The organism is Gilliamella sp. X-23 (genome assembly GCF_057063545.1).
Window position 1 is genome coordinate 78,587 of the sequence record NZ_JBXSQG010000009.1, and the last position, 17,231, is coordinate 95,817.

Here is a 17,231-nt window from a genome sequence, read left to right on the forward strand (position 1 = left end):
CTATCAAAATAGATCATCATCTTCAAAAACATTTGAATTTGAGTTATTAGGTTCTTTGACAACGGAAGAAGCTGGTTTATTAATTGCCATGTAATATAGATAAGCAACTAAAGCCGAAATAAACACCAACGCGATCATACTTAAACCGGCAAAAGCCAATAAAACAAAACCGGCAAAAAAGAATATAAGCTGAATTTTTGACTTAATAACGATATTCATTAACATGGCAATACCAAGCGCTGGTAAGACACCACCTAAAACAGAAATAATTTTTGTGATGACTTCAGGGACATTACTTAATAACCAATCTACTAGACCTGAACCATAGAAAATAGCTAAGAAAACAGGGGCTGTACGTAATAAAAATGTTGTTACTTGGGGGTAAAATAAATGATTTAAAATAATACCTCGAGTATTATTATGTTCTGCAGCTTGTTGTGCTTTATTATTCCAGAATGAATAAAGTGCCATTCGAGTATTGTAAAATATTAAACCAAAAGTTTGCCCCAATAATACTGATAATGTTACAGCTACAGCGGGTTCTTTTGTTGTTGCTAAAGCTAAACCAATACCTCCATAAGCAGCATAAGTGATCTCACTATTAGTTGCTCCTCCTGTTGATAGGTTAGCGATAAAAACAGCTTGAACAGCTAAGCCACACAAAACACCTGATTGTACATCGCCAAAAGCAAATCCAACTAATAACCCTGCAACTAACGGCCTACCTACAATATAAAAACCACCTGACATACCAAATAACCAAGGTGATTCTATGGCGCCTAAGTAACAGAATATTCCTGTGAGTAAGGCTGGAATAAATAGTGTTGTCTCCATAATATTCTCCTCAATCAATGAGATCTATAAAGTGTCATATTTCTTTTTCATAATTGACCAGCTTTTAGGTTCATCGTCTGGTAAAAGTTGAAATTCAATCTTAATACCTTGAGCTTCAATATATTCAAAAGCTTTATAGTCATTTTCATCAATAGCGACGGTTCTTCCTAATACTTTTGCTCCAGCTCGAGTATTCATACATCCTATATTTAATGTTGGATTCAGTTTAGCTCCAGCTCTGAGAAGTTTTTCAAATGTTTGCGGTGAATCACTGATTAAAAAAAAGTTTTTAGTTGATTCCATACCTTGTTTTATTTTATCTACACCTTGTTCAACAGTATAAATCCCAATTTTTAATGTGCCTGCAGCTGCTTTTAATACACGTTTTCGTAATTCATCCGAGGCAATATTGTCGCCTACAACAAGTATTCCATCGACAGGTCTGACTTTTGTCCAACGTGTCATTATTTGACCGTGAATAACACGATCATCTACTCTGGTTAATGTAATTGCCATAAATCTTTACTCCTATCGTATAATTCATTAAAAATCTATGTCTTCATTATTGTCTATTGTTGCTGGAGCTAATAAAACCGAAGTTTGACCAGCTTCTAAAATTGAATTAAGCAGATTCGGTATATTGGATTCTTCTAATGAAGTGCCTGCTTGAATTAACATTGGTAAATTTAATCCAGCAAATAAAAAAACTTTATTGGGATGAGCAAGCATGTAACGTAATGTTTCGTTGTAAGGTGTACCTCCCATTATGTCACTTAAGACGATTACTGTTTTATTATCGTTTATCTGTTCATCAAGAATTTTCGTCAATCTAAATGAAAAATCGCCAATTCCGTTTTCATCAAGCTTGACTGCAATGAATTTTGATGTATCGCCGGCAATCATTTTATAACTTGTCAAAATGCCCTCACACAAATCACCATGTGAAGTTATAACTATTTTCATTATGATAGTACTCCTTGTGGTTATTGTTTAAATATATGTTTACATATTTTTTTTCTAAAACAAATGGATTGGGTCGTATTTTTCATTAATTGAGAAGTTCATCACGATTTTAATGGAAATCGCATTGACAATGTTTTTATTGTTTTTAATATAATGTAAATACATATTTAAATTGGGGGGAATTATGAAAAGTTATTCTTTACTAGAGTTAAGCAAATTTATTGATCACACAAATTTAAAACCGGATGCAACTACCGCTATGATGGAAAAACTTTGTAAAGAAGCAAGTGACTATAACTTTAAAATGGTAGCGATTAATCAGGTTCAATCGAAATTATGTGCAGAGTTATTAAAAGATACTAAAGTGGACATAGGTGCTGCAATTGCTTTTCCGCTTGGGCAAACAACTATTGAGTCAAAATGCTTTGAAACGCAAAATGCGATCGAAAATGGAGCAACTGAAATCGATTATGTGATTAATATCTCTGAATTGAAGGCTAAAAATCTGAAATATATTAAAGATGAAATGACACAAATTGTTAATATCTGTCGTAAACACAATGTCATTTCGAAAGTCATTTTTGAAAACTGTTATCTAACAGAAGAAGAAAAAATAACACTGTGTAAAATTGCTGTTCAAGTTAGACCTGACTTTATCAAAACATCGACAGGATTCGGACCTTCAGGTGCAACACTTGCCGATGTTGAGTTAATGAAAAGCCATGTAGGTGATATTGTTAAAGTAAAAGCAGCTGGCGGAATACGTAATGCTGAAACATTTAAAAAAATGATTGCAGCGGGTGCAGAGCGAATTGGTACAAGCGCGGGTATTGCCGTTATTGAAGAGTTAAAACAAGAATTAAAAAATAGCCAAAAAGACTTTATTGAAATTTAATTAATTTATACCTAAGCGGATATTTTAAACCTAAAAATACCTACTAATAAGTGGGTATTTTTAGGTTTAATATGCTTATTATCGGTTCTAATAATTTAAGCTGAATGATTTAATTCAAAAATAAATGAATTGATATCACCACGATATTTAGAAATTGAGTATTCAATTGGTATTCTGTTATGTGTATAACCAATTGAATGAAAATAAAAAATAGGATTTCCTTCTTCAATATCTAATAAATCACTTGTTGTTTCATCTGCTTTGACAACATCTAGTTTTCTACGTATTTGCAATACCGGAAAATTCATCTTTTGTAATACGGAATATAGCTTTTCTTGTTCAAAGTCATTATTCAAAAAGTCAGGTAAAAGTTTTAATGGTAAATAAGTAGTGACTAATACTATCGGTTTATTTTCCGCATAACGTAAACGGACCAATTTATAAATCTCATCTTGTTCATCGATTTCTAAATGGTTCGCTATATCATTAGTCGCTTTATCAATTTTGAATGTAAGAACTTGTGTTCTAGGATGAAGACCTTTTCTATTCATTTCTGAATCATAGTTTTCAATAATATGCGTAAATTCTTGATTTATTTTTTGTTGTTTAACTATGGTTCCTCGGCGTTTTCTACGTTCTAGGTAACCATCATTGGCCAAATATTGAATTGCTTGACGTACGGTCGGTCTACTAACTTTATAAATCTCGGTCAATTCAGATTCTTTAGGAATTAATTGACCTTGAGCATACTCTCCTGACTGAATTTTTTTCAATAAATCTTGTTGGATAAAAAGATGGCGTGGAATTTTATTTTTAGGATTCATGATGACAACGATATACATTAATATATTAATACATATTAATATATTGTTTTTGCTATGTAAAACATTAATATTAATTAAAATTAATTAGTTATATTTTATCGGTTATAATTTAATTAAAAACTTTTGCCAATACTCCCTCTCCTTGATAATGATAGTATTGCGCTTCGTAAGCAATAAAAGCGGATTCTCCTTTGGTTAGAGTTAAGATATCAGATTTTGTTTTTAGTGTGATACTTCCAGCAATACAAAATAGAATTTGTGGACTGTTTACTTTTTCAACTCTTTGTTGATTATCGCTTTTAATTATTTCAAATTTAAAATCATCAACAGGAACTGGATAATCAATTTTATTTTGTTGGGTAACCGGTTGGGTTAATAATTCATTCAAAGTTAGACTTTTAAATTGAGTATTTTTTAATAGCTCATCAATGTCTAAGTGCTTATTGGTTAATCCAGCTCTTAACACATTATCAGAATTTGCCATAACCTCAAGCCCAGTACCACTTAAGTAAGCGTGGGGTGTTTCGGCACTTAAAAACATTGCTTGTGAGGGCTGCAATTCAATAATGTTTAAAATTAAAGGCATAAAGAGTCCAATATCATTTGGATAATCTTTGGCTAGCGTTTTAATTGTTAAATAAGGCTCATCACAGAACGGTTCAATACTTTCTAATAATTGATTAATTTCTTGATGCTTTTTTTCTGGTGGTAGCATTAGTAATGCATGAAAAAACTGTCTTAACTGCTGTTTGTTAGGATTTTTTTGTAATTGATCAATCTCTTTATTCAAAGAAAAAAGATTGATTTTAGAAAATAACTCTAAAATTTCATGAATCGGTCGAAAAGATCGCATAGCTTTAAATGGTGTTAAAGCATAAATTAGTTCTGGTTTATGATTTGGATCTTTATAATTGCGCCTTGGATTATCTAAGGCAATGCCTAGTTGGTTTTCTCTTGCAAAACCTTGTTGTGCATTTATTTTAGTTGGATGTACTTGGATGGATAGCGCTTTATTTGCGGAAAGCACTTTAAATAAATAAGGCAAAGCAGCAAATTGCTTAAAGGTTCTTGTTCCTAATATTTCTAAAGGATGGTTTTTAATAAGATCATCAAGTCTGATTTTTTGATTATGTTTATTAATAGCTAATGAACACCCTAAAGGATGAGCTCCCATCCAGATTTCTGCTATGGGTTTTTGGGATGGATTTTTAAAACCAAATAATTTTGGTATATTTTCGATACTTCCCCAATCATAATTTTTGATTTTATTTTCAAGTTTCCATATCGTTTGATTCATCTTTATTCCCCCTCTACATTTTTGTTGTAAGGTTAATTGATTTTGATTCAATAGGTTAACTATACTCTCAATATAAGTTGATTCAAGCTCAATATGTATTGGTAAATAGTAGCCTAAATTAAATTTATTCCAAGTGATATCTATTTTAAATGCGCTATTATTTTCGTTTTTAACACTGATATTACTTTTATGATGCTTAGAATATTTTCATTTTATTCAATTGCTTTATTATTGATTGCTTATGCTATGATCGGATATGACTTTAGCAACAATCCGAAACTGTATTTTCAAAGCAATTAAGTATATAATGCCTAGCAAATTCAACTAATCTCTATAAAAATATATTTTTATGAAACCTTCAATTATCAGTAAGTTAGAAGCGCTACAAGAGCGTTATGAAGAGGTTCAAGCATTATTGTCTGATGCTTCGATTATTGCCGATCAAAATCGCTTTCGTACACTGTCTAAAGAGTATTCACAATTAACTGGTGTTGTTAAGTGTTTTACCGATTGGAAGCAAACACAAGAGGATATTGAGACAGCTAAAATGATGCTATCCGATCCTGAAATGAGTGAAATGGCACAAGAGGAACTAAACGAAGCATTAAGCCGAATTGAAGAACAAGAAACACAATTACAAGTGCTATTACTACCGAAAGATCCAAATGACGATTACAACTGCTTTGTGGAAGTTAGAGCCGGAACGGGCGGTGATGAAGCTGCTATTTTTGCTGGTGATTTAGCTCGAATGTATACACGCTATGCTGAATCACGAAATTGGCGCGTTGAAATTATGAGTGCAAATGATGGCGAACATGGTGGTTATAAAGAAGTTATTATGTTAGTAAGTGGTGATGGTGTTTATGGTCATTTGAAGTTTGAATCAGGTGGACACCGAGTTCAGCGCGTACCAGAAACTGAATCGCAAGGTCGTATTCATACTTCAGCTTGTACCGTTGCTGTTTTGCCAGAAGTTCCTGAGGCCGAAATGCCTGAAATTAACCCTGCTGATTTAAAAATTGACACATACCGCTCATCTGGTGCCGGTGGTCAGCATGTTAATACTACGGATTCAGCTATTCGGATTACTCACTTACCAACAGGTATTGTTGTTGAATGTCAAGACGAACGTTCCCAACATAAAAATAGAGCCAAAGCGATGTCTGTATTGGCTGCGCGTATTCAAGATGCGGAGTTACGCAAGCGTCAACAAGAAGAAGCCTCGACAAGACGTAATTTATTAGGTTCAGGTGATCGCTCAGATAGAATTAGAACATATAACTATCCTCAAGGTCGAGTTACTGATCATCGAATTAACCTAACTCTTTATCGGTTAGACGAAGTAATGGAAGGGAAATTAGAGATGCTAATCGATCCAATTGTACAAGAATATCAAGCAGATCAGCTAGCTGCTTTATCGGAACAAGATGAATGACCTATTTACAATGGCTTAAGAGTGCATCTCAAACTTTAACTGATAGTGAAAGTCCAAAGCGTGATGCTGAAATTTTGCTGAGTTTTGTTACGCAAAAAACGCGAACATTTTTAATGGCATTTAGTGAAACATTGCTTACTGATGATGAGTTAATTGCTTTATCTGAATGTTTAAAACGTAGGCAAAATGGTGAGCCCATCGCTTATATTACTGGCGAAAAAGAGTTTTGGTCTTTAAAGTTTAATGTCTCTAACGCTACATTAATCCCTAGACCCGATACTGAAAAATTAGTTGAATTAGGTTTAGAGTATCTACCTAAAGTGCCATGCGAAGTGTTGGATCTTGGTACGGGTACCGGTGCAATAGTTATCGCCATGGCAACTGAGCGTCAAGACTGTTTATTTACCGCAATTGAAAAAAATAAAGATGCGTTGATTTTAGCTCAACAAAATGCAACCCAAATTGGGGTAAATAATGTTTATTTTTTACAAGGGGATTGGTATAAACCAATAAAAAACCGCAAGTTTTCAATGATTGTCAGTAATCCTCCTTACATTGAGCTAACAGATATCCACTTATCACAAGGTGATGTGCGTTATGAGCCAAGAAGTGCACTAGTTTCTGAAGATGGTGGTTTAGCTGATATTAAACTAATTGTAAAAGGTGCAACTAAGCATTTACACCAATATGGTTGGTTACTAATAGAACACGGTTGGAAACAAGGTGAAGCAGTGCAAACCATTTTTAAACAACACGGATTTCAATTAGTTGAAACTTTCACCGACTATAGTGGTAATGATCGAGTCACACTTGGTCGCTGGTTCAAACCTTAACTAGGAAAATTTTATTTATGATGCAGCAAAAAAAAGTAAACGTTGGCGATATTACTGTCGCTAATGATCTACCCTTTGTACTATTTGGTGGTATGAATGTACTTGAGTCTCGTGATTTAGCAATGAAAATCTGTGAGCATTATGTCACCGTTACCAATAAACTGAATATTCCTTATATTTTTAAAGCGTCTTTTGATAAAGCGAACCGCTCATCAATCCATTCTTATCGTGGACCTGGCTTAGAAGAAGGGCTTAAAATCTTCCAAGAGCTTAAACAACAGTTTGGCATTAAAATTATTACCGATGTCCATACCGAAGCGCAATGTCAACCCGTTGCTGATGTGGTTGATGTGATTCAATTACCGGCCTTTTTAGCAAGGCAAACTGATCTCGTTGTTGCAATGGCAAAAACCGGCGCAGTTATTAATGTCAAAAAACCTCAATTTGTCAGTCCTGGGCAAATGGGTAATATTGTTGAGAAATTTGAAGAAGCAGGCAATGATCAAATCATTCTTTGCGATCGGGGCAGTTGTTTTGGTTATGACAACTTAGTGGTTGATATGCTTGGCTTTAACATTATGAAAAAAGCAAGCAAAGGTTCACCAGTTATTTTTGATGTTACTCATGCCTTGCAGTGTCGTGATCCAATGGGTGCCGCATCTGGAGGGCGTCGTGGTCAAGTGACTGAACTTGCGCGATCTGGTATGGCTATTGGTATAGCTGGGTTATTTTTAGAATCACATCCAGATCCGAACCATGCAAAATGCGATGGCCCATCAGCATTACCACTTGATAAACTTGAACCTTTCTTAAAACAGATGAAAGCCATTGATGAGCTAGTAAAAAGCTTTGATGAAATTGATACTGAAAATTAACTTTAAAAGTTTCTTAAAAGTTATTTGGTTTTATTGTAAATAAAGATATTAACAAAAAGAGAAATGTGAACCATTTCTCTTTTTATATCAGCAAACTAAAAAAATGCTAACAGCATAGAAGAACTGAAATAACTTTAGGTTGAAAATAAAATATTTTTATCCGTTTACTTGATAAGAATAAAACATCAGAAAGAGAATTAATAATATTTAATGAAGTGTCTCCATAAGTTCAACTTCATCAAAGTCATCATCACTTCCATCTTCAAAATAAGTACCCCAACCATCATAATTAACGCCAAATTGGGTAGTAAGCTTGATTATTTCTGCAATTTGCGCATTAATTAATTCAGCTTTAAGCGGACTTTCTGTAACGATATCAAAAGCGATAACAACGTTGCCTGCATCATCGACATCTTCATCGGGATCGGTTGCTTCATAACCTAATTTATAGGCTTCTACTGCTACTTTTTCTAATTTATCAAAATTTTGTGATGAAACGTGGTGTTCAATGATATAAAGCGCATGAGGATCGCTACCATCTTCTAATAGTTCTTCGATAATAGCGCTAGTGTCTTGCTGAGCAAGAAGAATTTGATCTTTCATAATATACCTTTTAGTGGTCATGCAAATTGTGTGGTATATTACACGTTTAAAAATAATTTTCGAGAAAAAAGTGATTGTTGATTTACATTCTCATACTACAGCATCGGATGGTGTTTTAACGCCGAGCGATCTTGTCAAAAGGGCAGTGGATAACCAAGTTGATCTTTTGGCCATTACCGATCATGACACCGTTAAAGGCTTACCTGAAGCTCAACAAACAATTGCTAATGAAAATTTGCCTGTTAAATTAGTTTGCGGTGTTGAAATATCTACGGCTTGGAAGAATAACGAAATTCATATTGTGGGATTAAATATTGATATTAAGCATACTCAATTATTGAACTTGTTATCATCGCAAGAGCAAGGCAGAATTAATCGGGCGTTGGCAATAAGCCAAAAATTGGCAAAGGTTAGTATTGAAAATGCTTATCAACAAGCACAACAATTTGCTAAAGGTGACATTGTTTCACGTGCTCATTTTGCAAGATTTTTAGTTGCTAACGGCTATGTTAAGGACATCAAACGCGCATTTAAAAAGTACCTAGGTAAAGGTGGTTATGCTTATGTGCCTGCAACATGGTGCAGCATTACTGATGCGGTTAATGCGATTCACATGGCAGGAGGGCAAGCGGTGCTTGCACATCCAAGTCGTTATGATCTAACCTTAACAAAATTAAAATCATTATTGAGTGAATTTAAAGCTTGTGGTGGCGATGCAATTGAGGTTTCGCAAAGCAGGCAAACGCAAGATGATTTACATCGATTAGCTAAATTAGCCAATGAATTTGACATGTTAGCATCGCAAGGTTCAGATTTTCATGATTTAGTTAATTATTTAGATTTAGGTAAAACAACGCCATTACCAGGTAGTGTTACACCAATTTGGCATAATTGGCAATGCTAAATAAATTAGTATTAAATGGCCTTATATTTATGTTTTACCCAAATATTGATGGTATTCAACTCAACACTAAAAATTGATATAGAAGAAAATTATGAGCAAAACTTTTTATATCCACCCAGATAATCCTCAAACGCGATTATTAGATCAAGTTGTTAAAATATTAAATGACGGTGGCGTTATCGCTTTTCCGACTGATTCTGGGTATTCGTTGGGTTGCTTACTGGATAACAAACATGGCGTTGATCGCATCTGCCAAATTCGTCAGCTGGATAAAAATCACAATTTTACCTTAATGTGTCGTGACCTTTCAGAGCTATCTTGCTATGCTTTTGTTGATAACACGACTTTTCGATTATTAAAAAATAATACACCAGGCAAATATGTGTTTATTTTACAAGCCAGTAAAGACGTACCCCGTCGATTAATGAACGAAAAGCGTAAAACCATTGGGCTACGTATTCCAGATAATAAAATTGATTTAGCATTGCTTGAATTATTAGGGCAACCATTAATGACTGCAACGTTAATTTTACCTAATGATGATCAAGCGCAATCCGATCCCGACGAAATAGAAGATAAAATTGGTCATCAGCTTGATGCGATTGTGCACGGAGGCTATATAGGTGAGCAACCCACCACCGTAATTGATTTAACAAATGACTATCCAGAAATTATTCGTCAAGGAAGTGGAGACACTAAACCATTCGAATAAATGACCGTTTTTTTATTGCCAACATTCAGACAATAAAGTGAAGAGAAAAATGATACCTGAGAAGGTAACAGCGAGGATAATATGAAAAATAGCAAATCTGCATTCCCACAACGAAGCAAAAAGATAAATAGTATTAAAGCTAAAGAAAGTCAATCTTATGAAAAAACGAAAGCACCAAGTACACCAAATGTGACACGCAAAACTTCGACATATGATAATACTGAAAAACTACAAAAAGTTTTAGCCAATTTAGGCAATGGATCACGCCGCGAAATTGAAGCCATGATTATAGCCGGTAAAATCAGTGTAGACGGTAAAATTACCACTTTAGGTGATCGCGTAGATGTGAATGCAAACCCTAAAATACGTATCAACGGACATTTGGTTCAACTTAGAAGCAAAGAAAAAGAAATTTGTCGTGTGCTTGCTTATTACAAACCAGAAGGTGAAATTTGCTCTCGTCATGATCCACAAGGTCGGGCTACAGTTTTTGAACGTTTGCCTAGATTAAAAAATGCTCGTTGGGTAAATATTGGCAGGCTTGATATTAATACTTCTGGTTTATTATTATTTACGACGGATGGTGAATTAGCTAATCGTTTAATGCATCCAAGGCACGAAATTGAGCGCGAATATGCTGTGCGTGTATTTGGTAATGTGACTGATCAGCAGATTAATCAGCTTCGTAAAGGAATACAACTAGAAGATGGTCCAGCCTCATTTCAATCAATAAAAGTGCAAGGCGGAGATGGGCTTAACCAATGGTTTAATGTTGTGATAACTGAAGGACGTAATCGCGAAGTGCGCCGTATGTGGGAAGCAATCGAGGTGCAAGTTAGCCGATTATTGCGTATTCGTTATGGTAATATCACTTTACCCAAAGGATTATCGCGTGGAACTTGGATGGAACTGGGTATTGACTCAGTCAATTACTTACGTGAACTAGTTGGTTTACCACCAGAAGCCAAAAGCTTTACAACAAGTTCGCCTTCTGACAAACGAGTAGTAAGACCTAAACGTATTAAATTTAATCAGCATTCTAAAAACACTCGCCAAAAAGCAACTCGAAAATAATCTTCATGGCACCCTTAAATAAAAAACTTATTTAAGGGTATTTGTATAACGCATAATTTATCTCTTTTTATACTCAAAATAACATCACTCATCAAATAAAAGAGATGATTAATTTTTGGCTCAACTTTAGCAAAAAAAGTTAATAAATTAGAGATAATTTATAATAAACTCATCAACCAGCTTATTAATTAAGCTCAATTAAAACAGTTTTCATCATAATAAATAGATGAACGAGCACAAAACTAAAATGAATTGAAAGGAAAATTATGCGTATAATCATAGCTGTTTTTTTTATGTTTTTATTAACTGCTTGCCATACACGTACAGCAGAAGATGCTTATAAAGAAGGAAAATATTTAGAAAGTATCAACCTATTGGGCGACAGCATTGAGGACAAAGGCCCTACAGAATTTGGAAAACAAGATATACAACGACTGCAAAATATAGTTAGTAATGTCATGCAACATTACGAAACAAGCCTTTTAAACACCAATAACTCGGATTATGCCACACGAATAAAATGCTACGAAAACCTATTAGCCATGAAAATGCGATTAACCGATCGTTTTTATAGCCAAGAAATCAGTTTTTTCGATAACAAATATGACGTGACTCAATTACAACAGACTATTGCTAAAGAGTACTACAATTATGGTAATTCAATCACTGGCACCGACAGTGAAAGTTACAGAATAAGAGCCGATTTATATGGAAAAGGGCTTGAGCAATATAACTATAAAAATATTGAAAGCTTGTACAAAAATGCCAATAAAAAATATATGCAACTTGCGGCTAAAGAGTATTATGATCAAGGAAAAATGTTCGAACAGCAAGGTAATTATAAAGCTGCTGCGGATGCATTTAGTAATGCCTCGGAGGTATATAAACCGCTTGGCAAGTACAAAGATAGTGATAAACTTTCTATTGATAATGATAGAAAATACTGTACTCAACAAGCAGAAAATGCTTATGAACAAGCACAACAACTTGCAAAGACTGCAACGCATCGTTATCAATTTCGTGAAATTGCTAAATATTACGCCTCGGCAGCTTCTACTTATCGTCAATACGGATCTTTTCGCGATGCAGATTCACAAGCAAATAATTATACAAAAAAAGGAAAAATTAAAGTTTATTATAATTCTTTAGAATTAAAATCTTTTGTATTAGATATATTAAGTAAGGACTTTATAGAATTCATTGCTTATCAACCAAGTCAGGCAGATGTCACAATCCGCATTACGACAAATGTTGAATTTTCTGATCTTGGAGAATCCGTTAACAATGAAACCAAAACCGAACAAGTCTTTGATAAATTTGTTGAAGTGTCTGACGAAAACGGCAATAAAAAGCAAGTTAAAACCTACAAAGATCAGCAATTTAATTTAAAAACGGTGACGCATAGCAATAAATTAACCTTGACCACTGAAATTGATGTCCATGGTGCTTATAGTTACAATAAAAAATTTGACATTGTTCAAACATCGGCAAAACATGATTATATCTATTCTGGTAATGTGCCCTCTAATTTGCGCAACCATAGTGAAGGAGTGTTGAAAACTAAAGATAGCTTGCTTCAAGCAGCAAAAGAACAGCAATTAACCGAACTAAAATCACGGTTTGACGATATTATTAGAGATCTTTCATATTTATAACTAATTAAAGTTTATATTTTAATTTTTACAAAAGATAATCTAATCTCATCAGTGTGCATAATATTTATATGCACAGCAAAAATAAAATCCCACAAACAACATTATTTATTGTTTGTGGGATTTTTATTTAAGATAGATGATTAACTATTCAAGCCCAAGCACCATTCGTCCATTTTTTGTTGCTACATTAATTACATTATCTAAATCAGTATAACGACATCCGGTCACTAACAATTTAAGTTCTTCCCACATATTACCAGTTGAAAATGGTAACATATAGTCACTCACGTTATCAGTACCAATAGCAACAGGAATACCAGCAGCAGCTAGTTCATCTACGGGGGTGAGTGAGTTACGAGTAGGGCCTTGTTCTTCACGGCGTGGGCTATCGATCCAAGCAAATGGGCAGGCAATTACCATCATTTTTGCTTCTTTCATTTTTTTATAGAGTTTTTGGCGATATTCTAAACTGTGGGCTGTGATCGAAATGCTATGAATAGCAACAACGCGACCATGCATACCATGTTCAAGGGTTTTATCGGTAAGCTGTTCCGTTTCGATCTCATCTTGAGAATTAAACTGGTCAACATGTACATGCACCATTTTTCCTAATGATTTACCTGTTTGCATTAGCACATCAAGATGTTTCAGTCCCATTCCTTCACCATGATCGCGCTCATCACGACGTGGTAAACCACCAATAATATCAACTAAATCAGCGCCTTTATCGAACCAATAACGAGCTTCTTTATCGATAACGCCTTTAAGTGTCTGATTGACTAATTTTATAGTGATGTCATTTTTATAGGTTTCGCGTGCTCTTAACGCCCCTCTAATTGCCCGTTCTTGAGCGATAGGGTCAATATCAACAAACGATCCCATTGCACTCACCCCTTGCTCAATCATCCGTTCAACCGCCATACTAAAATGGCGATAGTAATCATCTTCGCTCATTGATGCTTTGACTTTATCTAATGTATCCCATTTTTCAATTAAGGTCTGTTTTTGATAGACATCAAAACTATCAACCGAAATAGTAAAAGCACGATCGGCATGCATATGAGCATTAACCCATCCGCCATTTTGTTTAATTTTATTCATTAAATAGGCTTTTAAACTTTGGTCTCTTGTGGTTAATAACATGTTTTTATGTTCAATCATAATGTGTGCCTCTACAATGCAATCATTTTAAATAAAGTGGATAAAATCGAGCGCAATAGGCAAAAAAAATCCCCCAAAAAGGAGGATAAAAGTAATATCAATAATTTTAGTGATTAGGATTATTGATTTACAAGTGTTCATTGCGCTTATACCTTATCGATTAAAAATTGCAGAAATTCTAACCAAAATATTTTTAATAGCAAGTACTATAATTGATAAAATATATAAATAAATGAAATGGTTAAAGTATTATTTTTTAGATTTTCTACTAACAAAAAAGCGTTCAATAAATACAAATTATCCATAAAATAAAAAATTAAATGATAACTTGTTATTTAATAATAATAATTGAGCGTCACAAAAATGAGATTATTTATCTCATTATTCTGCTTTGGATTATTCGTAATACCAAGCGTATACTGTGCTAACCAATTATTTTGAAATATAGGATAGTTAACATGAGCCAATTAAATATCGTTGCCACAATCACCGTTAAACCAGAATTTTATGATGCATTTCAACCAATATTTAAACGATTAGTCGCAGGTAGTAGAGCCGAAGCAGGTTGCGTGCGCTATGAACTTAATCAAAGTATTGATAACCCTAATATTTTTGTTGTGATCGAAACATGGGCTTCACAACAGGCCATTGATTTTCACAATACAACGCCTCATTTTGTCGAATTTGCCAACTTTGCTAAAGATCACGTTGATGGGTTAGAAATTAATATAGTTAAACAAATCATGTAGCTTAAAAGTTGATTATGATAGTTAGTGACTTAAGGTTAACTATCATGTTTATTAATCAAAGAGTTCGATTTTTACACTTCGTGAATCACTTCGCCCCAAGTCATCAAGCACTAATATTTTGAACGTTCCGCTTTGTGTTGGGATCCAGCTAATTGCCTTTCGGGGATCGGTTTGCCCAATAAAACTGTCATTGACAAACCAATAAAGTGTTTTAACATCGCCATCACTATTAGCGGTAAAACTAATTTGTTCATTTTTTTGTTTTGTTGTTCTAAATTGATAAACCACATTTTTGAGTGGTGAAGTTATTTTGGGTGGTTCACCTACATAATTTTGTGATGAACGGCAATGTTTTGTTGAGGGTGGCACTTTTTTCGGGATACCTGCTTTAGCAAAAATAGCGGATAAATCGGACGGCCAATATTCAAAAACAGCTAAGTGAGATGTCGTTAAATCATAAGGTGGACAAACCGCTTTACCTGTTTGATTATCGACCATAACAGGTCTGAAAATAGTATCAGGATTAATAGGAGAAACCCCAGGAATAAACCACGTTTTACCTTTTGCTTTACACCATTGGGTCAGTAAATTGCCACTGGTTAGACAAATATCAATGCGTTTTAAATTTGGTGGTAATGGGCGATTAGGGGAACGCACGTTAGGATAATAAGCATTAATGCTATCAACGATATTGAAAAAGAGTGGTGTGGCAGCATCGACACCTACAAAGGCATTATTACCACTACCATCAAAATTGCCAAGCCAAACCACCATAGCATAGTGTCCAAAAGTCCCTGCAGTCCAAGCATCACGAAAGCCCCATGAAGTACCCGTCTTCCAAGCAACAGGGACTACATTTTTTTGCATTTTGCTCAGCACATCTTGTGGACGGGTATTTTGTTTTAACATATCGATAGTCATAAATGCCGCTTGTGGGCTTAACAACTTTTCCGGTTCGGGAAGTGTTTCTGATTCGGTAAATTGTAGTGGTTGCCAGCGTCCCTCATTAGCTAGCATGGCATATAAGCCGACTAATTCTTGCTGGCTCACTTCACCGCCCCCCAACACTAAAGACAAGCCATAATGCGCTTCATCGGCGAGCTTTTGGATATGGGCGTTGACTAAAAACTGGTAAAAAGTGGGATTATTCAATTTTGATGCAACCCATACCGCAGGAATATTACGGCTATGAATTAACGCATCGGTAGCCGAAATAGGGCCACGAAAGTTGCGATCAAAATTTTCGGGGGTGTATGAACCAAAATCGGTTGCTACATCTTTTAAAATGGTACGGGGATGCAAAACACCTTGATCAATGCCAAGCGCATAAATAAACGGTTTAAGCGTAGAGCCGGGTGAACGTTTGGCAAGTGTACCGTTTACTTGACCTTGAATTGAATTATCAAAATAATTAGCCGATCCGATCAGCGCTTTAACCTTCATTGTTTGGGTATCAACCAAAATCACAGAGGCATTATTTATGCCTTTCAAACGATTGCGCTCGATAAACGCGTTGACTTGACGATGGATGATTTTTTGCAGATTGCTGTCTAATGTGGTTTTGACTTCTTGGGTTTGGTCGTTTTTCTGGTGAATGATTTGATTCACAAAATGGGGCGCCACAAAGGGCACTTGTTCTGGTTGACGTAAAACCAACTTTTGCGAAAAAAGCGCCGCAATATGGCTATCAACATGATATTTTTCTTGCCAACGATCAAATAATTGATTTCTTGCTTTAACTAATGCTTTACCTGCAAATCCTGTTTTACGATCAACCCGATAGGTTGGGGATTGAGGTAAAACCACCAGCGTTAATGCTTCGGGCAAATTAACTTGCGCAGGTGGTTTATTAAAGTAAATAAATGATGCGGCGCCAACGCTTTCAATATTGCGTCCAAAAGGAGCATAATTTAAATAAGCCTCTAAAATATCATGCTTGGAATACATCAGTTCTAACTGAATTGCTCTAGCTATTTGATGCAATTTACCACCAATAGTTCTAGTATTTAACCGCCAATGCATGCGTGCCAGTTGCATGGTGATTGTGGATGCGCCTTGACGATTGCCTCCAGTCAAATAAGTTGCGCCAAAAGCGCGCATCAAACTAAATGGATTAACACCAATATGATAATAAAACCACTGATCTTCGTGCAGTAACAAGCCATTAACAATATCGGGCGAAATATCTTCTAAAGGCGTCCATAAACGATAACGATCATCATTGGCTAATGTCATGCGAATTAACTGGTCACTGTCATCATAATAGCGCTTTGAAAAGCTTAGTGATTCTGAAAGTGGGGGATGTGGATATAAACGAATAGCAAAAATTGTAATAAATAACAGCAACAAAGCCATTAACTTATTTTGATGACGAACAATAAACCTGATCATATTTAGTTAATAGTCCAAAATGCTAG

At 34.8% G+C, this 17,231-nt stretch carries 17 protein-coding genes; 9 read left to right on the top strand and 8 right to left on the bottom strand.

Annotated features, from left to right (window positions below; genetic code table 11):
* Window positions 1–3 precede the first annotated feature (3 nt).
* Genes ACYH9I_RS07505 through ACYH9I_RS07515 form a run of 3 tightly spaced genes read right to left on the bottom strand, consistent with a single transcriptional unit; the run spans window position 4 to window position 1,797 of the window.
* On the bottom strand, window positions 4–834 hold the full coding sequence (locus ACYH9I_RS07505) for a PTS mannose/fructose/sorbose/N-acetylgalactosamine transporter subunit IIC (protein WP_483560056.1): 831 nt from the start codon (window positions 832–834) through the stop codon (window positions 4–6).
* Window positions 835–858: 24 nt separating this feature from the next.
* Window positions 859–1,350, bottom strand: coding sequence for a PTS sugar transporter subunit IIB (locus tag ACYH9I_RS07510; protein WP_483560058.1), 492 nt, complete (start codon window positions 1,348–1,350; stop codon window positions 859–861).
* Between the two features lie 27 nt (window positions 1,351–1,377).
* Window positions 1,378–1,797 (bottom strand): PTS sugar transporter subunit IIA, encoded by a 420-nt coding sequence (locus tag ACYH9I_RS07515; RefSeq protein WP_483560060.1) that lies wholly within the window; start codon window positions 1,795–1,797, stop codon window positions 1,378–1,380.
* A 184-nt stretch (window positions 1,798–1,981) separates the two neighbouring features.
* Between ACYH9I_RS07515 and deoC the strand changes: the two genes are divergently transcribed.
* Window positions 1,982–2,692, top strand: a complete 711-nt coding sequence (gene deoC / locus ACYH9I_RS07520; protein WP_483560062.1) for a deoxyribose-phosphate aldolase — start codon at window positions 1,982–1,984, stop codon at window positions 2,690–2,692.
* A gap of 95 nt (window positions 2,693–2,787) precedes the next feature.
* Here the strand turns inward: deoC and ACYH9I_RS07525 are convergent, their stop codons facing one another.
* Together ACYH9I_RS07525 and manA are read right to left on the bottom strand one after the other, a co-directional pair.
* A complete protein-coding gene (locus ACYH9I_RS07525; RefSeq protein ID WP_483560064.1) occupies window positions 2,788–3,516 on the bottom strand; it encodes a GntR family transcriptional regulator in 729 nt (242 codons plus the stop codon).
* Window positions 3,517–3,625: 109 nt separating this feature from the next.
* Window positions 3,626–4,864 (bottom strand): mannose-6-phosphate isomerase, class I, encoded by a 1,239-nt coding sequence (manA, locus tag ACYH9I_RS07530; RefSeq protein WP_483560066.1) that lies wholly within the window; start codon window positions 4,862–4,864, stop codon window positions 3,626–3,628.
* Between the two features lie 298 nt (window positions 4,865–5,162).
* Between manA and prfA the strand changes: the two genes are divergently transcribed.
* From prfA to kdsA, 3 genes are read left to right on the top strand one after another with little or no spacing between them, the layout of a single operon-like run.
* On the top strand, window positions 5,163–6,248 hold the full coding sequence (gene prfA / locus ACYH9I_RS07535) for a peptide chain release factor 1 (protein WP_483560068.1): 1,086 nt from the start codon (window positions 5,163–5,165) through the stop codon (window positions 6,246–6,248).
* Complete coding sequence (prmC, locus tag ACYH9I_RS07540; RefSeq protein WP_483560070.1) at window positions 6,245–7,081, top strand: peptide chain release factor N(5)-glutamine methyltransferase; 837 nt, start codon at window positions 6,245–6,247, stop codon at window positions 7,079–7,081. The genes prfA and prmC overlap by 4 nt, the downstream gene beginning before the upstream one ends.
* A gap of 20 nt (window positions 7,082–7,101) precedes the next feature.
* A complete protein-coding gene (kdsA, locus tag ACYH9I_RS07545; RefSeq protein WP_483560104.1) occupies window positions 7,102–7,956 on the top strand; it encodes a 3-deoxy-8-phosphooctulonate synthase in 855 nt (284 codons plus the stop codon).
* A 207-nt stretch (window positions 7,957–8,163) separates the two neighbouring features.
* On the opposite strand, the gene rraB is transcribed toward kdsA, so the two are convergent.
* A complete protein-coding gene (gene rraB, locus ACYH9I_RS07550; RefSeq protein ID WP_483560072.1) occupies window positions 8,164–8,559 on the bottom strand; it encodes a ribonuclease E inhibitor RraB in 396 nt (131 codons plus the stop codon).
* Window positions 8,560–8,578: 19 nt separating this feature from the next.
* On the opposite strand from rraB, the gene rnm reads away from it, so the two are divergent.
* The 4 genes from rnm to ACYH9I_RS07570 all read left to right on the top strand — a co-directional run bounded on the left by rnm (window position 8,579) and on the right by ACYH9I_RS07570 (window position 12,904).
* Entirely contained in the window at window positions 8,579–9,463 is an 885-nt protein-coding gene (rnm, locus tag ACYH9I_RS07555) for an RNase RNM (protein ID WP_483560074.1), read from the top strand.
* A 91-nt stretch (window positions 9,464–9,554) separates the two neighbouring features.
* A complete protein-coding gene (locus tag ACYH9I_RS07560) occupies window positions 9,555–10,175 on the top strand; it encodes an L-threonylcarbamoyladenylate synthase (protein WP_483560076.1) in 621 nt (206 codons plus the stop codon).
* A gap of 81 nt (window positions 10,176–10,256) precedes the next feature.
* On the top strand, window positions 10,257–11,249 hold the full coding sequence (gene rluB / locus ACYH9I_RS07565; RefSeq protein ID WP_483560078.1) for a 23S rRNA pseudouridine(2605) synthase RluB: 993 nt from the start codon (window positions 10,257–10,259) through the stop codon (window positions 11,247–11,249).
* 266 nt (window positions 11,250–11,515) lie between these two features.
* Window positions 11,516–12,904 carry a hypothetical protein gene (locus tag ACYH9I_RS07570; RefSeq protein ID WP_483560080.1) on the top strand — a complete coding sequence of 463 codons (1,389 nt, stop codon included), beginning with the start codon at window positions 11,516–11,518 and terminating at the stop codon, window positions 12,902–12,904.
* 144 nt (window positions 12,905–13,048) lie between these two features.
* Here ACYH9I_RS07570 and ACYH9I_RS07575 read toward each other — a convergent pair whose 3' ends face one another.
* Entirely contained in the window at window positions 13,049–14,065 is a 1,017-nt protein-coding gene (locus tag ACYH9I_RS07575) for an amidohydrolase family protein (RefSeq protein WP_202983816.1), read from the bottom strand.
* Window positions 14,066–14,523: 458 nt separating this feature from the next.
* Here ACYH9I_RS07575 and ACYH9I_RS07580 point away from each other — a divergent pair, with 458 nt between their 5' ends.
* Window positions 14,524–14,814: a putative quinol monooxygenase gene (locus ACYH9I_RS07580; protein WP_483560082.1), complete on the top strand. Its 291-nt coding sequence runs from the start codon at window positions 14,524–14,526 to the stop codon at window positions 14,812–14,814.
* Window positions 14,815–14,865: 51 nt separating this feature from the next.
* Here ACYH9I_RS07580 and pbpC read toward each other — a convergent pair whose 3' ends face one another.
* Window positions 14,866–17,205, bottom strand: a complete 2,340-nt coding sequence (gene pbpC / locus ACYH9I_RS07585) for a penicillin-binding protein 1C (protein WP_483560084.1) — start codon at window positions 17,203–17,205, stop codon at window positions 14,866–14,868.
* Window positions 17,206–17,231: the final 26 nt, after the last annotated feature.

What these genes read in the sequence shown, in the direction of transcription:
- ACYH9I_RS07505 (WP_483560056.1), bottom strand. Translation starts at nt 834, where the DNA reads ATGGAGACAACACTATTTATTCCAGCCTTACTCACAGGAATATTCTGT.
- kdsA (WP_483560104.1), top strand. Translation starts at nt 7,102, where the DNA reads ATGCAGCAAAAAAAAGTAAACGTTGGCGATATTACTGTCGCTAATGAT.
- ACYH9I_RS07525 (WP_483560064.1), bottom strand. Translation starts at nt 3,516, where the DNA reads ATGAATCCTAAAAATAAAATTCCACGCCATCTTTTTATCCAACAAGAT.
- rluB (WP_483560078.1), top strand. Translation starts at nt 10,257, where the DNA reads ATGAAAAATAGCAAATCTGCATTCCCACAACGAAGCAAAAAGATAAAT.
- pbpC (WP_483560084.1), bottom strand. Translation starts at nt 17,205, where the DNA reads ATGATCAGGTTTATTGTTCGTCATCAAAATAAGTTAATGGCTTTGTTG.
- ACYH9I_RS07580 (WP_483560082.1), top strand. Translation starts at nt 14,524, where the DNA reads ATGAGCCAATTAAATATCGTTGCCACAATCACCGTTAAACCAGAATTT.
- rnm (WP_483560074.1), top strand. Translation starts at nt 8,579, where the DNA reads ATGCAAATTGTGTGGTATATTACACGTTTAAAAATAATTTTCGAGAAA.
- ACYH9I_RS07510 (WP_483560058.1), bottom strand. Translation starts at nt 1,350, where the DNA reads ATGGCAATTACATTAACCAGAGTAGATGATCGTGTTATTCACGGTCAA.
- prfA (WP_483560068.1), top strand. Translation starts at nt 5,163, where the DNA reads ATGAAACCTTCAATTATCAGTAAGTTAGAAGCGCTACAAGAGCGTTAT.
- ACYH9I_RS07515 (WP_483560060.1), bottom strand. Translation starts at nt 1,797, where the DNA reads ATGAAAATAGTTATAACTTCACATGGTGATTTGTGTGAGGGCATTTTG.
- prmC (WP_483560070.1), top strand. Translation starts at nt 6,245, where the DNA reads ATGACCTATTTACAATGGCTTAAGAGTGCATCTCAAACTTTAACTGAT.
- ACYH9I_RS07560 (WP_483560076.1), top strand. Translation starts at nt 9,555, where the DNA reads ATGAGCAAAACTTTTTATATCCACCCAGATAATCCTCAAACGCGATTA.
- deoC (WP_483560062.1), top strand. Translation starts at nt 1,982, where the DNA reads ATGAAAAGTTATTCTTTACTAGAGTTAAGCAAATTTATTGATCACACA.
- rraB (WP_483560072.1), bottom strand. Translation starts at nt 8,559, where the DNA reads ATGAAAGATCAAATTCTTCTTGCTCAGCAAGACACTAGCGCTATTATC.
- ACYH9I_RS07575 (WP_202983816.1), bottom strand. Translation starts at nt 14,065, where the DNA reads ATGATTGAACATAAAAACATGTTATTAACCACAAGAGACCAAAGTTTA.
- ACYH9I_RS07570 (WP_483560080.1), top strand. Translation starts at nt 11,516, where the DNA reads ATGCGTATAATCATAGCTGTTTTTTTTATGTTTTTATTAACTGCTTGC.